The 20,837-nt window shown below is 69.5% G+C and carries 13 protein-coding genes (1 of these 13 running past the window's edge); 9 read left to right on the top strand and 4 right to left on the bottom strand.

The genetic code is table 11. The features are described from left to right. Positions 1-74 precede the first annotated feature (74 nt). The gene (locus tag ACFQ9K_RS33435; RefSeq protein ID WP_378713701.1) at positions 75-734 is read right to left on the bottom strand and encodes a TetR/AcrR family transcriptional regulator; all 660 of its coding nucleotides are present in this window, start codon (positions 732-734) and stop codon (positions 75-77) included. Between the two features lie 5 nt (positions 735-739). Further along, on the bottom strand, positions 740-1,099 hold the full coding sequence (locus ACFQ9K_RS33430) for an SPW repeat protein (protein WP_378713699.1): 360 nt from the start codon (positions 1,097-1,099) through the stop codon (positions 740-742). A 153-nt stretch (positions 1,100-1,252) separates the two neighbouring features. Here ACFQ9K_RS33430 and ACFQ9K_RS33425 point away from each other — a divergent pair, with 153 nt between their 5' ends. The 3 genes from ACFQ9K_RS33425 to ACFQ9K_RS33415 all read left to right on the top strand — a co-directional run bounded on the left by ACFQ9K_RS33425 (position 1,253) and on the right by ACFQ9K_RS33415 (position 4,118). Then, positions 1,253-2,464, top strand: a complete 1,212-nt coding sequence (locus ACFQ9K_RS33425; protein ID WP_378713697.1) for an NAD(P)/FAD-dependent oxidoreductase — start codon at positions 1,253-1,255, stop codon at positions 2,462-2,464. Positions 2,465-2,602: 138 nt separating this feature from the next. After that, a complete protein-coding gene (locus tag ACFQ9K_RS33420) occupies positions 2,603-3,364 on the top strand; it encodes a glutamate racemase (RefSeq protein WP_378713695.1) in 762 nt (253 codons plus the stop codon). A 28-nt stretch (positions 3,365-3,392) separates the two neighbouring features. Beyond that, positions 3,393-4,118, top strand: coding sequence for a DNA alkylation repair protein (locus tag ACFQ9K_RS33415; RefSeq protein ID WP_378713693.1), 726 nt, complete (start codon positions 3,393-3,395; stop codon positions 4,116-4,118). Positions 4,119-4,125: 7 nt separating this feature from the next. Here ACFQ9K_RS33415 and ACFQ9K_RS33410 read toward each other — a convergent pair whose 3' ends face one another. Both ACFQ9K_RS33410 and mftR2 read right to left on the bottom strand, forming a co-directional pair. Continuing rightward, on the bottom strand, positions 4,126-5,181 hold the full coding sequence (locus ACFQ9K_RS33410; RefSeq protein WP_378713691.1) for a 2Fe-2S iron-sulfur cluster-binding protein: 1,056 nt from the start codon (positions 5,179-5,181) through the stop codon (positions 4,126-4,128). 61 nt (positions 5,182-5,242) lie between these two features. Next, positions 5,243-5,866, bottom strand: a complete 624-nt coding sequence (gene mftR2, locus ACFQ9K_RS33405) for a mycofactocin system transcriptional regulator MftR2 (RefSeq protein WP_378713689.1) — start codon at positions 5,864-5,866, stop codon at positions 5,243-5,245. A 300-nt stretch (positions 5,867-6,166) separates the two neighbouring features. Between mftR2 and mftA the strand changes: the two genes are divergently transcribed. The 6 genes from mftA to ACFQ9K_RS33375 all read left to right on the top strand — a co-directional run. After that, on the top strand, positions 6,167-6,313 hold the full coding sequence (mftA, locus tag ACFQ9K_RS33400) for a mycofactocin precursor MftA (RefSeq protein WP_378713687.1): 147 nt from the start codon (positions 6,167-6,169) through the stop codon (positions 6,311-6,313). Between the two features lie 17 nt (positions 6,314-6,330). Continuing rightward, complete coding sequence (gene mftC / locus ACFQ9K_RS33395) at positions 6,331-7,884, top strand: mycofactocin radical SAM maturase (RefSeq protein WP_378713713.1); 1,554 nt, start codon at positions 6,331-6,333, stop codon at positions 7,882-7,884. 229 nt (positions 7,885-8,113) lie between these two features. Next, positions 8,114-9,514: a mycofactocin biosynthesis glycosyltransferase MftF gene (mftF, locus tag ACFQ9K_RS33390; RefSeq protein WP_378713685.1), complete on the top strand. Its 1,401-nt coding sequence runs from the start codon at positions 8,114-8,116 to the stop codon at positions 9,512-9,514. A gap of 33 nt (positions 9,515-9,547) precedes the next feature. After that, on the top strand, positions 9,548-11,011 hold the full coding sequence (gene mftG, locus ACFQ9K_RS33385) for a mycofactocin system GMC family oxidoreductase MftG (RefSeq protein ID WP_378713683.1): 1,464 nt from the start codon (positions 9,548-9,550) through the stop codon (positions 11,009-11,011). 125 nt (positions 11,012-11,136) lie between these two features. Continuing rightward, positions 11,137-12,498 carry a GAF domain-containing protein gene (locus ACFQ9K_RS33380; RefSeq protein ID WP_378713681.1) on the top strand — a complete coding sequence of 454 codons (1,362 nt, stop codon included), beginning with the start codon at positions 11,137-11,139 and terminating at the stop codon, positions 12,496-12,498. Positions 12,499-12,923: 425 nt separating this feature from the next. Further along, on the top strand, positions 12,924-20,837 hold the start of the coding sequence (locus ACFQ9K_RS33375; protein ID WP_378713679.1) for a non-ribosomal peptide synthase/polyketide synthase. It continues 9,792 nt past the right edge of the window; the window shows 7,914 of its 17,706 coding nt (coding positions 1-7,914); its start codon is at positions 12,924-12,926; the stop codon falls past the right edge of the window.

Genomic DNA, 20,837 nt, shown 5'->3' with positions numbered 1-20,837 from the left:
CTCGAGCCCGAACCCGGCGACACCCCTGGTCCGGCGATTGTGCATAACACGCACCCTGTGGATAACTTCGAACCTCAGCCGAGCTGAGTCATCCCCGCGGCGACCACCTGGGCGACATTGAGCAGATCTTCGGCGGTTGGGATCGGCACGCCGTCCAACGCGTGCAGCCGATCGGTGCTCGCGATGGCGAACATGGCGGACACCCACGCGGCCGCACAGGCCCGCAGCGTCCCCGGTCGCACCGGCACCGTCGCACTCGCCTGCAACACCCGCGCCGTGACATCCAGCAATTGATCGCGCAGTTGCCGCAATTGGCGTCGCACATCGGGATGGGTATCGGCCTCGCGCCACATGATCACCCGCAGCACCGAGGAGTGGTGGTCGCGCAGATTGAGCGCCGCGTCCAGCGCGACCAGACTGGCCGCCGGATCGCCGGGGGCGACCACGGTATCGATGTCATCGATCGGGTGCGCGGGCACCCGCTCGTCCATCAACGCCGACAGAATCGAATCCTTGGTCGGGAAGTAGTAGAAGACAAGACCTTTCGGCACATCCGCGGCACCGGCGATGGCGGCCGTCGCGGTGGCGTCGAATCCCTGTGCCGCGAAGAGCTTTTCGGCGGCGTCCAGGATGAGTTGCCGGGCGTCGCCGTCCACCTTCGCGCTACGCCTGCGCCCGGCCCTCGGTTCCTTCCCCGGTCGCTTGGCGGCTGCCCGGCGACCGGGTTTCGGCATCTGCATCAGTGGTGTGTCGCCGCGCCGTGCAGACGTCCCGACACCGTCGGCAGCGCCGCCACCGCGACCACCGCCGTCACTACCCCGACTACCCATGCGGTCCAGGATGCGCCGCGGTAATCGGTGAAGTCCATTGCCCAGGGGGAAATGAACAGCAAAACGCCGAACAGGCCCATCGCGTAGTCGGCGTTCGCCCCGAGGGCGGGCCGGTACATCTGCGCCAGGCCGGTGAGCGCGATGAGCACGCCGAGCACGACCAGTGACCACATCGCTTTGTCGGTGGTCTCCAGCCACAGGGGTGAGAGCGTGGCGAAGACTCCCAGCACTACGGCCAGGAGATCCTGTGCGCGACTTTCGGTGAACATGGTGTGCCTCCTATGGGCTCAGGAATATGTCCTGTCTTCGGTATAGACCTGATTGACCGCCCGATCAATATCGGAACGGATACGATTGCCCCCCATCGCCGAGTGAGCGGGTTCACTCGAGTACTGAACCAAGCAGACGTTAGGGTGAGCTGCGTGGCACCTTCAGCAACAGATTCCGCGCCGATCGTGATCGTCGGCGCCGGGCTCGCCGGCCTGCGCACCGCCGAGGAATTGCGGCGCGCCGGGTATGCAGGCGAACTCGTTCTGCTCGGCGACGAAGGCCGGTTGCCGTACGACCGGCCGCCGCTGTCCAAGCAATTCGTCCGCGGCGAAACCGACGACACCACCTTGCGTCCCGCCGAGTTCTTCGCCGAGAAGCAGATCGACCTGCGCCTCGACACGGCGGCGACCGGCGTCGACACCGCCGCGCGCGAGGTCTGCCTCGCCGACGGCTCGACCCTCGGTTACGACCAGCTGATCCTCGCCACCGGCCTGCGTCCGCGCCGGCTGCCCGGTCTGCCCGAACTGAAGGGCGTGCACGTGCTGCGCGGCCACGCCGACGCCACCGCGCTGCGCGCCGAATTGGCCAAGGCCACAACGGCACTCGTGGTCGGCGCCGGTTTCATCGGCTGCGAGCTCGCGGCCAGCTTCCGCGCTCGCGGCGTCGAGGTGGTGCTGGTCGAGCCCCAGCCGACCCCGCTCGCCGCGGTGCTCGGCGAACAGGTCGGCGCGCTGGTGGCCGAACTGCACCGCGGCGAGGGCGTCGACCTGCGCTGCGGCACCGGGCTGGACACTCTGCTCGCCGACGGTGATCGGGTGCGCGGCGCGGTCCTGTCCGACGGCACCGAGGTCGCCGCCGACCTGGTGGTGATCGGCATCGGCTCGCGCCCGGTGACCGAATGGCTCGCCGATTCCGGCATCGCCCTGGCCGACCCGGCGCAGGGCGGCGGGGTGGTGGCCGACGAGGTGGGCCGCACCTCGGCCGAACGGGTCTGGGCGGTCGGCGACGTCGCCGCCTGGCTGCACGAGACCGGCCACCGCAAGCGAGTCGAACACTGGACCAGCGCGGGTGAGCAGGCCCGCCTGGTGGCCTGCGCCCTGCTCGGCGCCGCCCCGCCGACCGCGGCCAGGGTCCCGTACTTCTGGAGCGACCAGTACGACGTGAAGATCCAGGCCCTCGGCACGCCGAGCGCCACCGACGACGTGCACGTGGTCGTCGACGACGGTCACAAGTTCCTCGCCTACTACGCCCAGGACGGCAAACTCACCGGTGTCGTCGGCGCGGGTCTGACCGCCCAGGTGATGAAGACCAGAGCCAAGATCGCCGCGGGCGTCCCGGTCGCGGAACTGCTCGCGGCCGGCTGAGTTCGGCCGCTTGGCCGCACTTCTCGACTGCTCGATCCCCGAGTCGAGCCTGGTCGGCCGGTACCGCGGCGCGGCGCGGCCGCCGGTCGAACCGCTGCCGCGCAAATCGCGTCGGAGCACTGTAATACGGTTGTCCCTGTGATCGTCGCGCTCATCGATTCGGGTCTCGGGCTGCTGCCCACATCCGCTTGGCTGCGCAAGCTGCGGCCGGACGTGGATCTGCTGCTGCAATTGGACCCCGACGGCGCACCGTGGGGGCCGAAGCCGGATCAGTGGACCATCGACCGCGTGGTCGAGACCGCCCGCACCTCGATCGAGTTGGGCGCCGAGGTGATCGTGATCCCGTGCAACACCGCGAGCGTCACCGCGCTGGAGCATGTGCGCGTGGAGGTCGGCCCCGACGTGCCGGTCATCGGCACCGTGCCCGCGATCAAACCCGCGGCCGCCGTCTGCCGGTCGGTGGCGGTCTGGGCCACCGCGGCGACCACCGCCAGCCGGTATCAGGCGGATCTGATCGCCAAGTTCGGCGGCGACGCGGACGTGGTCGGCGTGGCCTGCCACGGCCTCGCGGACTCGATCGATCGGGGCGACCTGGTCGCGGCGCGCGAGTCCATCGCCCGCGCCGTGGAGCAGACCCCGGCCGATGTCGAGGGCGTCGTGCTCGGCTGTACCCACTACCCCCTGGTGATCGACTCGATCGTCGCCGCGCTGCCCGACGGCGTCCGCCTCTTCGACAGCGCGCAAGCCGTTGCCGCGCAAACCATTCGGCGGATGGACGCGCTCGGCCGCCCGACGCCGGGCAACGGCGAGGTGATCGTGCGCAACAGCGGACGGCCCGGCGAATTGCCTGCCAGCGCGGCCAGTTTCGAATCCGGCCGAATCCTGGGTGCGCAGGGTTGACGCCACCGCGGCCGAAGGGAGCGGGCAGATGACCGCAGCGGACGTGCAGGCCGCACTACGCGCGGTAGCGAACCCGGCGGACGCGATCCATCTGCAGCGGTTCTTCAAGACCGGTCCTGGGGAGTACGGCGAGGGCGATGTCTTCATCGGCGTGCGCGTGCCCGTCAGCCGGGGCATCGCGAAACGTTATGCGGCACTGTCGCTCGACGAGATCGACGTGCTGCTGGACAGTGCCGTGCACGAGGATCGGTTCGCCGGGCTGATCATCCTCAACGCCAAGTTCGCCAGGGCATCCAAGCCGGGCGCCTTCGACGACGCGGCCCGCGCGGAGATAGTGGAGCGTTATCTCGCCGCGGTGCGCCGTGGCCGGGTGAACAACTGGGATCTGGTCGACGCGTCCGCCGAAAACATCATCGGCCCGTGGTTGTTGGACAAACCGCGCGACCTGCTCTTCGACCTGGCCCGCGCGGATTCGTTGTGGGAGCGCCGGGTTGCCCTGCTCTCCACCTTCGCTTTCATCAAATCCGGTGACGCCACAACCACTTTCGAGCTGTCCGAGCGCCTGCTCGACGACCGCCGCGACCTCATCCAGAAGGCGCTCGGCTGGATGCTGCGCGAAGTCGGCAAGCGCATCGATCAGCGACTGCTGACCGGCTTCCTGGACGAGCACGCGGCGAACCTGGGCCGCACCGCCCTGAGCTACGCCACCGAACACCTCGACGCCGCACTGCGCGCCGGCTATCGCGCGCGGTAGCCCCGGCTCAGAACTGGATCTTCAGGTGATCCGTCACCGGATGTGCCTGGCAGCCAAGGATGTAACCGTTCTCGATGTCCTCCGGGTCGAGGATCTCGGCGTTGTCCATCTCGACCTTGCCCTCGAGCACCGTGCACGCGCACGACCCGCATTCGCCCTCCTGGCAGGAGTACGGCACGTCGAGCCCCTTGGCCAGCATGATGTCCACCAGGGTCTGCTTGCGCGGCCACTTCAGCTCGTGCACCTCGCCGTCGAGTTCCACCTCGACCGTGGCCGCGCCCGCGGCCTCCTCGTCGGACACCTCGACCGGCGCCTGATCCGCGAACGGGTCTCCGGCAAGGGAATTGAACACCTCGGCGTGCGTGCGCGTGCGCGGCACCCCGAGCCGGCCGAGCGCGTCGTGCACCCGGTCCATGAACGGCTTCGGCCCGCACATGAACGCCTCGTACGCCTGATACGGCCCGACCAGGGTGGCGAGCGCGTCGGCGGTCGGCAGGCCCTGCAGGTATTCGAGCCAGTGGATCACGGTCAGCCGCTGCGGGTGCTTGTCCGCCAGCTCGCGCAGCTCGGCGGCGAAGATCACCGACTCGTGGTCCCGGTTGGCGTACACCAGCACGATTCGGCCGTTGCCGCGCGCGAGCGCCGACTTCAGGATCGACATCACCGGCGTGATCCCGCTGCCCGCGCCGAACAGCAGCAGATCCGCGTCGAGATCCTTGGGCGTGAAAACGCCTGAGGGGGGCAGGACTTCGAGCGAGTCGCCCGCTTTCAGGTTGTCGCACAACCAGTTCGAGCCGTACCCATCGACGGTTCGCTTGACCGTGACCTTCGGCCGATCGTCGGTGTACGGCGAGCTGGCCAGCGAGTAGCAGCGCGCCACCGAGCCGGTCCGCTCGCTCGGGATCCGCAGCGTGAGAAACTGGCCGGGCTGGTAGCGGAACCGCTCGGCCAGTTCGTCCGGGATGTCGAAGACCAGTGAGCAGGTATCGGCCGTCTCGGTGATGACCGCGGCTACCCGCAGTACGACCGATCGCGAGCCGTGTGGAACCTCGACTGTGGTCATGTCGTCCTCTCGAACCTGGTACCGGCGCTGCGCGGCGGCAAAACTAGAACGTGTTGCAGTTTTATCGTACGTCGGACTCCGGTTGCCGGACAAGCTGAGCCTCCAGGCCGGAGATCAGCACCTCCATGCCGAAGTCGTAGGCGTACTTACCGCGCAGGTCGGCCATGTACTTGGTGGCGCGCTCGACCGCCTCGGGCAGCGCGACGTCCGACAGCGGCGCGCGATCGCGCGGATTCACCCGGCTGCGGCCGAACAGGTAGGTGTGGATCGTCGCGTACGCGGCCAGCACATTGCGATCGGTGAAGCCCGCCTCGAGCAGGATCTCCATGATGGCCGCGATCAGGTCGAGCTGTTTACCGAGCATCTGCTCGATCAGCACGTCGCCGAGGCCGGGGTGCTTGCGCAGCTTGTCGTCGATCTGGTCGATCAGGTCGCGCAGCCGGCGCTGCCACGGGCCGGATTCCGCTGGTGGCGTGCGCACTCCGGTCAGCGCGGCGGTGGCGACCAGGTCGAGCAGCTCGCGCTTGTCCGCGACGTAGTAGTACGGCGCCATCGGCGAGACCCCGAGCTCGCGGGAGAGTCGCCGCATCGACAGCTTCTCCACGCCGTCTTCGCGGACCACCCGCAGCGCGGCCTCGACGATCTCGGATTCCGAGAGGGTACTGCCGCCTCCGCTCGCCTGCATTCGTCCGACTCCCATGCCACCTCTACCACCGCGGGCGCGTGTCGCCCGTCACGTCCTGTTCAGCTGCTTTCCATCCGAAGTCTAGAGGGCGCGGCTGCCGCGGGTTCGGTGTGCGTGCGACTGGGCGGAACCGCCGAGCAGGGATATTCGATCTCCGTGAGCCCGCGGAAGGCCGGTCGGTAGACATTGGCCAAGTATTCGAGGTGGAACAGGTTCCATTTTGTCAGCGAATGACGTTATCGTGTGACGGCGGCCACCAGCTGGCGGTCGCAGGCACGGATCGCTCGCTCGGAGGTAGAGATGCCGGAATACGGATCCAACGGACACACCGACACCGACCACTCGGGAACGGTCGGCACGGTCGAGGCACACGAGGACACGGCACCGCTGATCGAGGAGACCCTCATCGAAGAGGTATCCATCGACGGCATGTGCGGCGTGTACTGACGAAGGCGGTGGAGACCATGCTCGATCTCGATACCCGATGGCAGTTGCATCCCCGGGTGGCCCTGCGGCCGGAACCGTTCGGTGCGCTGCTCTACCACTTCGGCACCCGCAAGCTCTCCTTCCTGAAGAGCCCGCGGATCGTCGAGATCGTGCGGTCACTGCCGGAGCACGCCTCGGCCCGCACGGCCATGCGCGCGGCGGGCGTCACCGACGCGAATTCCGCGCAATACGTGAAAGCGCTGACCCAGCTGGTCGATTCGGACATGATCGTCGGTGCGCCCGCGGACGCTCCGCTGGCGCCCGCCGCCGTCCGTTCGGCCGCGGCGCCGTCGGCGACGGGGGTGGTCCCGTCGTCCGACCGGGCGGTGCGCCTGATCGATCGGTTCGAAACCGGTCTGGCCGCACCGATTTGCCTGACCTGGGAACTGACCTACGCCTGCAACCTGTCGTGCGTGCACTGCCTGTCCTCGTCCGGCCGCCGGGATCCGCGCGAGCTGAGCACCGAACAGTGCAAGGCGCTGATCGACGAGTTCGAGCGCATGCAGATCTTCTACGTGAACATCGGCGGCGGCGAACCGACCGTGCGCCCGGACTTCTGGGAGCTGGTCGACTACGCGACCGCGCATCACGTCGGAGTGAAGTTCTCTACCAACGGAGTTCGGATCACCCCGGAGGTCGCCGCCCGGCTGGCCGCGAGCGACTATGTCGACGTACAGATTTCGCTGGACGGCGCCGACGCCGCGGTGAACGACGCGGTGCGCGGGCCCGGCTCCTACGACATGGCCATCCGCGCGCTGGAAAACCTTGCGGCGGCGGGCTTCCGGGACGCGAAGCTGTCCGTCGTGGCGACCAGGCACAACATCGGTCAGCTCGACGAGTTCCGGGCGATCGCCGAAAAGTACGGCGCCACCTTGCGATTGACCCGGCTGCGGCCGTCCGGTCGCGGCGCGGACGTCTGGGACGAGCTGCATCCGACCCAGGAGCAGCAGCGGGTGCTCTACGACTGGCTGGTGCGCAACGGCGAGGGGGTGCTCACCGGCGACTCGTTCTTCCACCTGTCCGCGTTCGGCGAGGCGCTGCCCGGGTTGAACATGTGCGGCGCGGGCCGGGTGGTCTGCCTGGTCGACCCGCTGGGCGACGTGTACGCCTGCCCGTTCGCCATCCACGATCGGTTCCATGCCGGAAATGTGGTGTCCGACGGTGGTTTTCGCACGGTCTGGCACGAGTCGGCGCTGTTCGCCGAACTTCGTGAGCCGAGCGGGGGCGGCGCGTGCGCGTCGTGCAGTCACTACGACTCGTGCCGCGGCGGCTGCATGGCGGCCAAGTTCTTCACCGGCCTGCCCGCCGACGGACCGGACCCGGAATGCGTCCAGGGCTACGGCGAGGCCGCGCTGGCCGACACCGCGCGGCTGATCCCGCGCTCGTCGGTCGATCACTCCCGGCGGGTGACGCCGCGCGCCGGCGCGCGCAAGCCCGCGCCGGTTCCGCTCACCCTGTCCGTGACGCGCCCGAGCGTATTTCCGCCTGAACGTCCGCCGGCCCGTGCCTGCGACGAGAGTCCGCTGGCCTGATGCGCGGCAGTAGCCAGTCGTATGCTGCCGCTCGCGCGGCGGAGGTCTTCCGGTCACGACCGGCCGATTGCCGCCGCGTTGCCGGATGCTGGAATCGCGCGGGAGTCGGCGCTTCGCCGTCCGCCGCAACGACTGTCGCGGGGCTCGGCGTGCCGGATTCGTGCGGAATTCTGTCCTTTAAACCGGACGGATGATGCTTGTGCGCGAATCTCCGCCTAGCATGCCAGGAATGCGCCATGATCGCCTGCCCGACGGATTCGGGGTGCGGATTGATCCACGGGTACGCGCATACTCCGGAGGGCGGGTGCTGATCGGCGGCTCGCCGGCTCGGTTGCTGCGACTTGCCCCGGAGGCCGCCGAGATGATCGGCGACGGGTACCTCGAGGTGACCGGCCCGAAGTCCGCGACCGTTGCCAGACGGCTGCTCGACTCCGGAGTTGCCAACCCGCGTCCCCGGCTGCTTCCGTCCCCCGAGGACGTCACCGTCATCGTGCCGCTGCACAACAATCCCGACGGTCTGGCCCGGCTACTCGCGGCACTGCGCGGGCACAACGTCATCGTCGTCGACGACGGCTCGGACCAGCCGGTGCAGATCCCGCGCGACCGGGGCACCCGCTGCCGGGTGACCGTGCTGCGCCACGACGAGAAGCAGGGCCCCGCCGCCGCGCGCAACGCCGGATTGAAGGCCGCGACAACCGACTTCGTCGCGTTCCTCGATTCCGACGTGGTGCCGCGCAGCGGCTGGCTCGAGGTGATGCTCGGGCACTTCAGCGACCCGGAGGTGGCGCTGGTCGCCCCCAGGATCGTCGCGCTGGATCCGGAGTCCAATGCCCTTGCCCGCTACGAGCACACCCGCTCCTCGTTGGACCTGGGCCGGCGCGAGGCCGCCGTGCAGTCGCACGGTCTGGTCTCCTACGTGCCGAGTGCCGCGCTGCTGGTGCGCCGCCGCGCGCTGCTGGCGCAGGACGGCTTCGACGAGTCGATGCTGGTCGCCGAGGACGTCGATCTGTGCTGGCGGCTCGAGCAGGCCGGCTGGCGGCTGCGTTACGAGCCCGCCGCGCACGTCGCGCACGATCACCGGGTCTCCTTCCGCGCCTGGTTCGGCCGAAAGATGTTCTATGGCACGGGCGCCGCGCCGCTCGGCGAGCGCCATCCGGGAATGGTCTCGCCGCTGTCGCTGCCCTCCTGGACGATGCTGGCCGCGTTCCTGTTCGCCACGCTGTCCAGGTGGGGACTGATCGGCGGGGTGATCACCCTGGTCACCGCGCTGGTCCGACTACGCCGGGTCTTCGCCGAGCTGGACAACCCCACGCGGATCGCCGCGATCTACCTGTCCCGCGGCTTCTTCGCCGGGCTGTGGCGGCTGGCCTCGGCGATGTGCAGGCACTACTGGCCGGTGACGCTGGTGGCCATGCTTGCCTCGCGGCGCATCCGGCGCATCGCGATCACCATGGCCGTCGCGGACGGCCTCGCCGACTGGTTCACCCATCGTGATGCCGGTGGCCTCGACCCGGTGCGCTACGTGGCGTACAAGCGGCTCGACGACATCGCCTACGGCACCGGCCTCTGGGTGGGCGCGTTCCGCGCGCGCAGCCCGGAATCGCTGAAACCCACTGCGCCGTCGCACTGATCGGCGCGGTCACATTGATCGGACAGGGTTCGGATGACCGACACGCTCATCGTCGGCGGCGGTACCGCGGGCTGCGTGCTCGCGGCGCGGCTGACTGAGAATCCGGACCACACCGTCCGACTGCTGGAGGCCGGGCCGATGTGGCGCGCGCCGGCGGGATTTCCGGCGGAGCTGCTCGACGCCACCCGCCTGCCGGTCGGCGCGGACGCGTCCTGGCTGTGGCGCTATCCGGTCACGCTGGCCGACGACGGCGTCGCGGTCAGCGCGAACATCGTGCGCGGCAGGGTGATCGGCGGTTCCGGCGCGGTCAACGGCGGTTATTTCGTGCGGGCCACCGCCGCGGACTTCGCGGCGTGGAGCGGCGAGCTCGGTCCGTCGAAGCTGTGGTCGTTCGATGCGGCGCTGCTCGCCTACTGCCGTTCGGAGCGCGACCTGGACTTCGGCGATCGCCCGTGGCACGGGCGATCCGGCCCGATTCCGGTGCGCCGCAGCGCGAATCCCGTTGCGTCCAGTCAGCGGTTCGCGAGTGCCTGTGCCGCACTGGGCTTTCCGGCGATTCCCGATCTGAACGACGCGCAAGGTGCGGTCGTCGGCCTAGGCGCGGTGCCGTGCAATATCGAGGACGGTAAGCGGGTCAGCGCGGCGTCCGGATATCTCCTGCCCGCGTTGTCCAGGCCGAACCTCACCGTTGAGGGCGCGACCTCGGTGCTACGCATCCGTTTTCGCGGCGCACACGCCATCGGCGTCGACGTAGTGCAGGAGAACCGGACCGAAACCATCCTGGCCGACCGCATCGTGCTCAGCGCGGGCGCGATCGAATCCGCCGCGCTGCTCCTGCGTTCCGGTATCGGCACCGCCGACCACCTTCGGGCCCTGGATATCCCGGTGGTCCAGGACGCGCCGGTCGGCGCCTGGTTCACCGACCACCCGGAGATCGGCCTCGAATACCGGCTCGATGTCGGCGAACAGGCAACCGTCCCACTGGAATACGTGCTGGAGCTGGACGACATCGAGATCCGGCCGTACACGGTCGCTTTCCGCGCAGGCGTGCAACGCCTCGGTGTCGCCCTCATGCGCCCACGGTCCGCGGGCGTGCTGCGCCTGCGCTCGGCCGACCCCGCTGTGCCACCGGTGATCGAGCATCGGTACCTCTCGGCCGAGCACGATCGGACCCGGCTGCGTGCCGCCGTCGCGACGGCGGCGCAGGTGCTGCACCGGATGTCCGCGCAACCGGTCACCGATCCGGTGCCGCAGCGGCCGAAAGCCGCCGCCGCCTGGCTGCGCGCGAATCTGGCTACCTCGCAACACCTGTCCGGAACCTGCCGAATGGGGCCCGCCGCCGACGATCGGGCGGTGGTGGACGAGTTGTGCCGGGTGCACGGGGTGACCGGCTTGTCGGTGGTCGATCTCTCCGTCGTTCCGGTGCCGCTGAGCCGCGGGCCGCAGGCGAGCACGGTGATGATCGCGGAAAACGTGGCGGACTACCTCGGGCGGTGATGTGGAAGACGGATAGGTCACATTTGTGCGGGGTACAAACACGGTGTGACCTGGCGGACAAACGCAGGCATCCGCCCTTGTCGCGGTATAGCCGCCGGTACAGTTTGGGTCGGAAAGAAAGGCAAATGGTCAGCAACATTGCAGGTGGGCGGCACCCACAGCACGGCGTCGAGCCCGGCACGCAACTCGGCGCGCTCGAGGCCTATGCCGCGCAAGCCCACGGATACCTTAGCGCGGGTGGCGATCAGCTTACCCAGCTTGCCGGATTGTTGCGCCCTGCCGTGCTCGAATCCTGGTTGCGCAGCGTGCGCGGCGGCGTCGATCCGCTCGATCCGCTGGACGGGCGCGGTCTGCGCGGCGCCGATCTGCAGCGCTATCGCGAGGCGCATCCGATCGCCACGCTGATGCCGCTGATCGACAAACTTCTCGTACAGGACACGGCCAGAACGGGTTTGATCGTCGTGGTCGCCGATCAGTTCGGCCGGGTGCTGTCCGTGCACGGCAATCCGGATCAGGTCGGTGCCGCCGCGGAGATCGGATTGCGGGCCGGCGACGATCTGAGCGAGCGCCGCATCGGCACCAACGCGGTCGGCATGGTGGTGCGCACCGGCCGGGCCGCCTGGATCCACGGTCCCGAGCACTTCCTGCACCGGATGCATCTGATCACCGGAGCCGCCGCGCCGGTCCACGATCCGGACGGCAGGCTGGTCGGCGTGCTGATGATCGCGGGCGGCGTGCGGGTCGCCCAGCCGGAGATCCTCGCCCTGGTCAAGGCCGCCGCGACGGCCGCGGAGATGGATCTGCTGCTGGCCGCCATGCGTTCGACCCGGCACGGCGCGCCGGGCGGCCAGGCGCTGGACGCCCCGGCGTCGGGCCGGCTCGGTCTGGAGGTGCTCGGTCTCGGGCAGCCGCAACTGAGCGTGGCGGGTGACCGGGTTCCGTTGTCGCAGCGGCACGCCGAGATCCTGCTGCTGCTCACCGAACACCTGGAGGGCCTCGGCGCCGATCACCTCGCGCTGCTGCTGGACGACACGGATCTGGACAACGGCACCATCCGGGCCGCGGTGTCCCGCCTGCGCAGCGTGGTCGGCCCGACCGTATTCGGTTCGCGCCCTTACCGTTTGCGCGTCCATGTCGCAACCGATGTGGAGGCGCTGCGGGCCGCGCTCGACTCCGGTGATGTCGATGCGGCATTGCGGCTCTATGCCGGACCGGTACTCCCGCGCTCGACCGCGCCGGGAATTATCGACATTCGCGACGAGCTGCGGGTGCGGCTGCGCACCGCGGTCCTGAGTTCCGGTGATTCCGGCGTGCTGCGCCGTTGGACCGCGGGTGCCGAGGGCCGCGACGACGCCGCCGCGTGGGCCGCCTACCGGGCGACGGTCGATCGTGATTCGCCCCTGTATGCGCAGATCGAGGCCAAGATCCGGGTGCTCGATCGCCGCCTCGGCGCCGATGCAACGTGGATGCAACGTTCCGGCTCATAGTCTGCACTTCCGAACGTGTGGTAGCTCACAAACGCGGCCGTGATGTGGTCGCGCACACACTTCTGTCTGGCCGCGTCGGCGCTGGTAGTAGCACTGGACAAGTGACCAGAAGTTTTTAAGGGAAATAGTTCCTTTTTATTAACCGAGCGCCTAATGTTCGCACTGCACGGATCAGCTTCGTGTGATGTAACCGACATGGCCGCGACGCCCGCCGAGCGGCAGTGAAGTTGGAGGAACGAGCAAGAGTTGGGCCGACGGCGGGAAATCTGTCGGAACTCGCGCTGACGCTTCGCGTTACGCGCATTCACTGAATCGCCTGTGCTGGTCGATGCCATGCATTCGGGCTCGGCCCGCCCTGCCATGGCTTATTCGCGCTGCCCAAAACCATTCGGCCAGCTGTTTTTTCGCCAATCTAGGAGGCTCTGGTGCACGGTACGGAGTTGGGCCGGTTCAGTGCGCGGCCGCCGGCGGCCGCGGTCCCCGCATCGTTTCCGCTCAGCCCCGCTCAGCTCGGCGTCTGGTACGCGCAGCTGCTCGATCCGGACGTGCCGATCAATATCGCGCAGTACGTCGACGTGCGCGGCGAGCTGGATGCCGCCCTGCTGCAACAGGTCTCGGCCGAGGCGGGCCGCGAGTACGAATCGGTGATCGTGCGGCTCGGCGAATCCGGCGGTGTGCCGTATCAATGCGTCGACCCGGCGCTCTCGATCGACATTCCGCTGCTCGACCTGCGCACCCGGCCCGATCCCGAACGCGCCGCGCACGAATGGATGCGCGCCGACGCGAGCACGCCGGTCGACCTGCTGACCGATCGGCTGTTCGCGGGCGCGGTGCTGCGGATCGCCGAGCATCGGTACTTCTGGTATCTGCGGGTGCATCACATCGTGCTGGACGGATACGGCGCCCTGACCAACATGATGCGGATCGCCGAGCTGTACACCGCGCGACTGCGCGGCACCGAACCTGGACCGGTGCGGCCGAGCGCGCTGGTGGACCTGGTCACCGGCGAACTCGACTACCTGGGCAGCGCCCGCCGGGCGGCCGACCGCACGCACTGGGCCGAACGGGTCGCCGGGCTGGACGGTGCGACCAGCCTCGACGGACGCACCGCGGCGCGCGCAGCGAGCAACCTGATCGCCGGTCGGCCACTGTCGCAGACCCAGGTGTCCCGGCTGAATTTGCTTGCCGAAAGCCAGGATTCGACGCCCGCGGTGGTGCTGCTCGCCGCGTTCGCCGGCTACCTCGCCCGGCTGGCCGATCGGGACGAGGCGGTGCTCAGCCTCCCGGTCACCGCGCGCACCACGGCGGCGCTGCGGCGCTCGGCGGGCATGCTGTCGAACATCGTGCCGCTGCGGCTGCCGATCGGCGCGACCACCTGGGGTGCGCTGCTGCGCGCGACCAGGGTCGAGGTGACCGGCGCGCTGCGCCACCAGCGCTACCGCCACGAGGACATCCGGCGCGACGCCGAGCAGGCCGGCGGCTCGGCGGGCCGCGCGCTGTTCGGACCGCTGGCCAACATCATGCTGTTCCGCAACGATCTGACCCTCGGCGATACGGTCGGCTACTACCGCGTGCTGTCCACCGGCCCGGTCGAAGACCTCAGCCTGAACGTCTACTACGGCGAACGCGACGGCGTGCACGTGGATTTCGAGGCCAACCCGAATCTCTACACCGCCGACGACATCGCCAGGCACCACGCCCGCTTCCTCCGCTATCTCGAACGGTTGCTCGTCACCGACGCGACCACGCCGATGAGCGAGGTCCCGGTCGCGACCGAGCTGGAGCTCGAGGTCAGCACCCGAATCTGGAACGCCACCGCCTTCGACGTGGACGCGGTGCTGTCGGATCGCTGCTCGGGCGCCGCGCCCAGGGCCACGCTGGTCGCGATGTTCGAAGCGCAGGCGGCACGCACCCCGGACGCGGTCGCCGTGCGATACCCGGGCGCGGCGGATCTGACCTACGCCGAGTTGTCCGCGCGCAGTAACCAACTGGCGCGGCACCTGATCGCGCGGGGCGCCGGGCCGGAGACCCTGGTCGCGCTGCACATTCGGCGCTCACCCGAACTCGTGGTCGCGATCTACGCGATCCTCGCGGCCGGCGCCGCCTACGTGCCGCTGGACCCGGACCATCCGGCCGAGCGCACCGCGCACATCCTGGACCGCGCCCGCCCGACGTGTGTGCTGATCACCGAGGACGACGTGGTCGCCGCGGCACCGGTGCTCCGGCTGAACGAGCTCGGGGCGACCGGCCCCGCGGGCCGCGTGTGGGATCGCGAGCGCACCGCCGCGCTGCGTTCGGAACACCCCGCGTATGTGATCTTCACCTCCGGCTCCACCGGGCTGCCGAAGGGGGTGGCGATCACCCATCAGGCGATCGTGAACCGGCTCGTCTGGATGCAGAGCACCTACCGGCTGAGCGCCGAAGACGTTGTGTTGCAGAAGACTCCGGCAACCTTCGACGTCTCGGTCTGGGAGTTCTTCTGGCCGTTGCAGATCGGCGCGACACTGGTGCTCGCGCATCCCGAGGGCCACCGCGATCCGGCCTACCTCCGCGCGCTGATCGCCGAGTACGGCGTCACCACAGCGCATTTCGTGCCATCCATGCTGGAGGTGTTCCTGGCGAATCACGACTTCGCCCGCCGGAGCACGCTGCGCTCGGTGTTCGCCTCCGGTGAGGCGCTGCCCGCCGCGCTCGCCCAGCGGCTGCGGGTGTCGACCGGCGCCCGCCTGCACAACCTGTACGGTCCGACCGAGGCCGCGGTCGACGTGACCTTTCACGAAGTGGTCGATGCCGATACCCTCTCGGTGCCGATCGGCGCGCCGGTATTCAATACCCGGCTCTATGTCCTCGATTCGCGGCTGCGGCCGGTTCCGGTCGGGGCGCCGGGTGAGCTGTATCTGTCGGGGGTACAGCTCGCCCGGGGTTACGTGGCACAGCCGGGCCTGACCGCGGCGCGCTTCGTCGCCGATCCGTTCGGCGGGCCCGCGACCGGCGGCCGCATGTACCGCACCGGCGATCTGGTCCGCTGGACCACCCGCGGGCAGCTCGAATACCTGGGCCGCACCGACTTCCAGGTGAAGCTGCGCGGACTGCGCATCGAGCTCGGGGAGATCGAATCCGTGCTCGGCACGGTCGATTCGGTGGTCCGCGCGGTGGTCGTGGTGCGCGACGACGCCGGGGTCGGCGAGCAACTCGTCGCGTACGTCGTCGAATCCGAGCCGGGGACCGTGCATTCCGCGCAGCTGCGCGCGGCCGCGACGCGTGCGCTGCCCGGGTACATGGTGCCCGCGACCTACGTGGTGCTCGACGCCCTGCCGGTCACCGCCTCCGGCAAGCTGGACCGCGCCGCGTTGCCGGCCCCGGCCCGGTCGAGCGCCGAGTATCACGCGCCGACGACGCCCACCGAACAGGCGGTGGCCCGCGTGTTCGGCGAGGTGCTCGGCTGCGCGCGGGTCGGCCGCACCGACGACTTCTTCGCCCTCGGTGGCAACAGCTTGGTGGCGACGCAGGTCGCCGCCCGGCTCGGCACCGACCTCGGCTGCCTGCTCGGGGTTCGCGAGGTGTTCACCGCTACCACGGTGTCCGGCCTCGCCGAACTGATCGAGCGGGCGGGTGGATCCGGCGGCGCGCCTGTGGTCGCGCAGCTGCGGGCACGGCCACGGCCGCCGCTGGTTCCGCTCTCACCCGCGCAGCAACGGATCTGGTTCCTGAACCGATTCGAGCAGGCGGGCGCGGCGTACAACATGCCGCTCGTGGTCCGGCTGCGCGGCGCGGTGGATATCCCGGCGCTGCGTCGCGCGCTCGACGATGTCGTCGCGCGGCATGAGGTGCTGCGCACGATCTTTCCCGCGCTGCTGCCCGGTGAGGCCGCCGGCGCCGCCGCGCGGCAGGTGGTGTTGTCGGTCGCCGCCGTGAGCGCGGCACCCGAATCGATCGGCGCGGCCGAACTCGACGCCGAGCTGGCCGCCTTCGCGGCGCGCGGCTTCGACGTGGAACGCGAGATCCCGATCCGGGCGCGGGTGTTCGTCCTGGACGACGGCAGCTGCGCGTTGGCGCTGGTGCTGCACCATATCGCCGCCGACGGACTTTCGCTGCGGGTGCTCGCGCGCGACGTGATGATCGCTTACACCGCCCGGCAGCAGGGCGTCGCCCCGGATCGGCCGCCGCTGCCCGTGCAGTACGCGGACTACAGCCTCTGGCAGCGGGAGCTGCTCGAATCACCGGCCTATCCCGGCCAGTTGGCGTTCTGGACCGAAACACTGGCCGGCGCGCCGGACCAGCTGGACCTGCCCGCCGACCGGCCGCGCCCCGCGGTGAGTTCCGGGCGGGGCGCGGTGTTCGGCTTCGACCTGCCCGGCCCGGTGCAGGCCGGCCTCGCGGACCTTGCCCGCGCCCACGGTGTTTCGGCGTTCATGGTGCTGCATGCCGCGCTGGCGGCGTTGCTGGCGCGGTTGTCCGGCAGCACCGACATCGTGATCGGCACCCCCGTCGCGGGGCGTGGCGACCGGGCGCTGGACGACCTGGTCGGGATGTTCGTCAACACGCTGGTGCTGCGAACCATGATCGACTTCGCCGACCCCGTCGCGACCCTGCTCGCCCGGGTCCGCGAAGCCGACCTCGCCGCCCTCGGACACGCCGAACTCCCGTTCGAGCAGCTAGTCGAGGCCATCAACCCGGCACGCTCGCAAGCACGGCATCCGTTGTTTCAGGTAATGCTCGCCTTCGACAATGCGGAGGCAATCACGTTCGAACTGCCCGACATGTCGGTGCTGACCAGTACTCTGGATACCGGAGTGACCAAGTTCGACCTCCTGCTGACGGTGACCGAGCAAGCGACGGTGACCGGAAGCTCGGAGGTTGCCGCACGCTCGGCGGTCACGGAAGGCTTCGCCGGTGCCGGACTCAGGGAAGGTTCGGCACCGGCGGGGATCCGGGCGGAATTCACCTACGCCACGGATCTATTCGACGAACCCACCATCGCCGCCTACGCGCAGTGCTTCGTGCGATTTCTGCGGGCGATCATCGACGACCCCGGCATCCGGGTTGGCGATCTGCCGTTGCTCGATGCCGCGGGCGCGCGCCGGGCCATCGACTGCGGGCGCGATACCCGGCAGGCCGGCGACGGCACCCTGCTCATGGCCTTCGAAGCGCAGGTGCGGCGGACGCCGGACGCGATCGCGGTCGTCGAGGGTGCGCGTGCGCTGACGTACGCGGAGCTGGCGGCGGATGTCAACCGGCTGGCGCGGGCGCTGATCGAGGCCGGCGTCGGGCCGGAAGCGCTTGTGGTGCTTGGCCTGCGCCGGTCAACCGAGCTGGTGGTCGCGGCCTACGCGGTGTTGACCGCGGGCGGTGCGTACGTGCCGGTCGATCCGGATCAGCCGAGCGCACGGATCGAGCAGGTCGTCGCGTCGGCTCGGCCGGTCTGCGTGCTGACCCGATCCGTCGACGGGTGGGCGGGGGAGCGGGGTGCCATCGTGGTCGATGCCCTGGACTACTCCGGGTATTCGAGCGCGCCGGTGACCGATGCGGACCGGCGAGCGCCGCTGCGGCCGGCGAACACCGGGTATGTCATCTTCACGTCGGGGTCGACCGGTCGGCCGAAAGGCGTGGCGGTTCAGCACGCTTCGGCGGCGAACCAGATCGCCTGGATCACGGGCGAATACGGCATCGGGCCGCGCGACGTCGTGCTGTTCAAGACGCCCGCGACGTTCGACGTGTCGGTGTGGGAGCTGTTCGCGCCGCTGGCCAGGGGTGCCCGGGTGGTGGTCGCGGAACACGACGGGCATCGGGACAGTGCCTATCTCGCGGATGTCATCGCTACCCACGGGGTCACGATGACGTCGTTCGTGCCGTCGATGCTGTCCGTGTTCGCCGCTGCCGCCCCGGCCGCCGCGCTCCGGTCGTTGCGCACCGTATTCGTTGCCGGTGAGGCGATGACCGGTGCGGCCGCCGCGGCGTTCGCGGCGGTCAGCCGCGCGAAGCTGTACAACCTCTATGGTCCGACGGAATTCACCGTGCATGCCACGCACGCGCCGGTCGACCCGACGGTGCACGGGCCGGTGCCGATCGGTGGCCCGGTGCTCGGCAGCCACGCGCTGGTCCTCGACGCTCGGCTGCGTCCGGTGCCCGACAACGTGATCGGTGAGCTGTATCTGTCGGGTGTCCAGGTGGCGCGCGGCTATCACGGACGCCCGGACCTGAGTGCCGAACGGTTCGTGGCGAATCCGTACGGGCCGGCCGGGGCGCGGATGTATCGCACCGGGGATCTCGTTCGGCGGAACCGTGCCGGCGCGCTGGAGTACTTGGGGCGCAGCGACTTCCAGGTGAAGCTGCGTGGGCAACGGATCGAGCTGGGCGATATCGAGGCCGCGCTGCTGGCCATGGCCGAGGTGCGCGCGGCGGCAGTGCGGGTATTCGCCCACCCGGCAGGTGAATTGCTCGTCGCGTATGTGGTGACGGGGTTGGCTGAGTCGGCGATCGAGGCACGGTTGCGCGCTGTGCTGCCCTCGTACATGGTGCCGACCGCCTACGTGTCGCTGGCCGCGATGCCGTTGACCGCTTCGGGCAAGCTGGATCGGCAGGCGCTGCCGGATCCGGTGCTTGCCGCCAAGGTGTTTCGGGCACCGGTCACCGCTGCCGAACGGATCGTCGCCGAGATCTTCGGTCAGGTACTCGGGCTCGACCAGGTGGGGTTGGACGACGACTTCTTCGCACTCGGCGGGAATTCGCTGGTCGCCACGCAGATCGCGGCCCGCCTCGCCGCGGAGCTGAAGGTCGACGCGCCGGTGCGGATGCTGTTCGAATACCCGGTCGTCGGACCGCTGGCGGCGCACCTGGCCGCTTCGGGTCCGGGCACCGCACGGCGCGAACCGACGGCGTCGGTGCGTCCGGCGCACGTGCCGTTGTCGTACGCGCAGCAGCGGATGTGGTTCCTGCACCAGTTCGACGCAGGCTCGGTGGCGAACAACCTGGTGGCCGCCGTTCGACTGCGTGGCGTGCTCGACTACTCGATATTGGCGGCGGCGGTCAACGATGTGTTCGCCAGGCATGAGGCGTTGCGCACCAGTTATCCGGCGGCCGAAGGCATTCCGCGCCAGGAGGTGTCGGCGGTCGACGAGGTGTCCGTCGTCCTGGAGCCCGAGCGGATCGAGGCGACCGAACTCGCCGGGCGGCTCGACGCCGCCGCGGCGACACCATTCCAGGTGGACCGGGAACCGCCGGTTCGACTGACCCTGTTGCACACCGGTTCCCACGAGCACGTGTTGATCGTCGCGATGCACCACCTCAGTGCCGACGGCTGGTCCATCGCGGTCATGACCCGAGATCTCATGCGGGCCTACGCGGCTCGCCGCGCCGGGACGGAACCGGACTGGGCGCCGCTGCCGGTGCAGTACGCCGACTACACCGTGTGGCAGCGCGAGATATTGGGCGCCGAGGACGATCCGGAGTCGCCGCTGGCCGCTCAGATCCGGTACTGGTCGACCCAGCTCGACGGAGTGCCGGACGTGTTGACCCTGCCCACCGACCGCCCACGTCCGCCGACCGCATCGGGTCGTGGTGCCCGTCATGCCTTCACCATCGATGCGGCGACGCACCGGGGGTTACGGGGGATCGCCGAGGCCGCGAACGCCTCGCTGTTCATGGTGGTGCACGCCGCCTTCGCGACGTTGCTGATGAGACTTGCCGGGCAGCAGGATATTGCGATCGGTACGCCGGTGGCCGGGCGCGGCGCCCGAGCGCTGGACGACCTGGTGGGCATGTTCGTCAACACCCTGGTGCTGCGTGCCCGGGTACGGCCCGAGCTGTCGTTCACGGCGCTGCTCGCCGCTGTTCGGGATGCCGACCTGGCCGCGTTCGCGCACGCCGACGTGCCGTTCGAACGACTGGTGGAGGTGCTGCGGCCGCAACGATCGGCGGCGCGGCACCCGCTGTTCCAGGTCATGCTCGACTTCCGGAACGCCGCGCCGGAGTCCATCGAGCTGGCCGGGCTCGAGGCAGCGCGGATCGAGATCGACACGAACACAGCGAAGTTCGACCTTCAGCTGACCGTGACCGAAGCGGGCACGGACGGCCTCGGCGCGGTGCTCGAATACGCGACGGATCTGTTCGATGCGGCGACGGTCGCGCGGCTCGCGGCCCGCCTGCACCGTGTGCTCGACGCGGTCGTCGCGGACCCGGCGACGGCCGTGGGGGACATCGATCTGCTGATCGCCGGCGAACGGGCACTGCTGAGCACCTGGAACGACACCGCGCATGCGGTGGACGAGTCGGCGACGTTGGTGTCGATGTTCGACGCGCAGGTGGCCCGGACACCGGACGCGGTCGCCGTGACGTTCGAG

The sequence above is a fragment of the Nocardia sp. NPDC056564 genome, from assembly GCF_042793755.1.
Lineage (GTDB): Bacteria > Actinomycetota > Actinomycetes > Mycobacteriales > Mycobacteriaceae > Nocardia.
Note: the sequence above shows the minus strand (reverse complement) of the source record. Positions and strands in the feature narration are given on the sequence as shown.

Excerpts from the sequence above, each read along its gene's own strand:
- ACFQ9K_RS33435 (WP_378713701.1), bottom strand. The coding sequence starts at position 734 with ATGCCGAAACCCGGTCGCCGGGCAGCCGCCAAGCGACCGGGGAAGGAA.
- ACFQ9K_RS33430 (WP_378713699.1), bottom strand. The coding sequence starts at position 1,099 with ATGTTCACCGAAAGTCGCGCACAGGATCTCCTGGCCGTAGTGCTGGGA.
- ACFQ9K_RS33415 (WP_378713693.1), top strand. The coding sequence starts at position 3,393 with ATGACCGCAGCGGACGTGCAGGCCGCACTACGCGCGGTAGCGAACCCG.
- ACFQ9K_RS33410 (WP_378713691.1), bottom strand. The coding sequence starts at position 5,181 with ATGACCACAGTCGAGGTTCCACACGGCTCGCGATCGGTCGTACTGCGG.
- mftR2 (WP_378713689.1), bottom strand. The coding sequence starts at position 5,866 with ATGCAGGCGAGCGGAGGCGGCAGTACCCTCTCGGAATCCGAGATCGTC.
- mftA (WP_378713687.1), top strand. The coding sequence starts at position 6,167 with ATGCCGGAATACGGATCCAACGGACACACCGACACCGACCACTCGGGA.
- mftC (WP_378713713.1), top strand. The coding sequence starts at position 6,331 with ATGCTCGATCTCGATACCCGATGGCAGTTGCATCCCCGGGTGGCCCTG.
- mftF (WP_378713685.1), top strand. The coding sequence starts at position 8,114 with ATGCGCCATGATCGCCTGCCCGACGGATTCGGGGTGCGGATTGATCCA.
- mftG (WP_378713683.1), top strand. The coding sequence starts at position 9,548 with ATGACCGACACGCTCATCGTCGGCGGCGGTACCGCGGGCTGCGTGCTC.
- ACFQ9K_RS33380 (WP_378713681.1), top strand. The coding sequence starts at position 11,137 with ATGGTCAGCAACATTGCAGGTGGGCGGCACCCACAGCACGGCGTCGAG.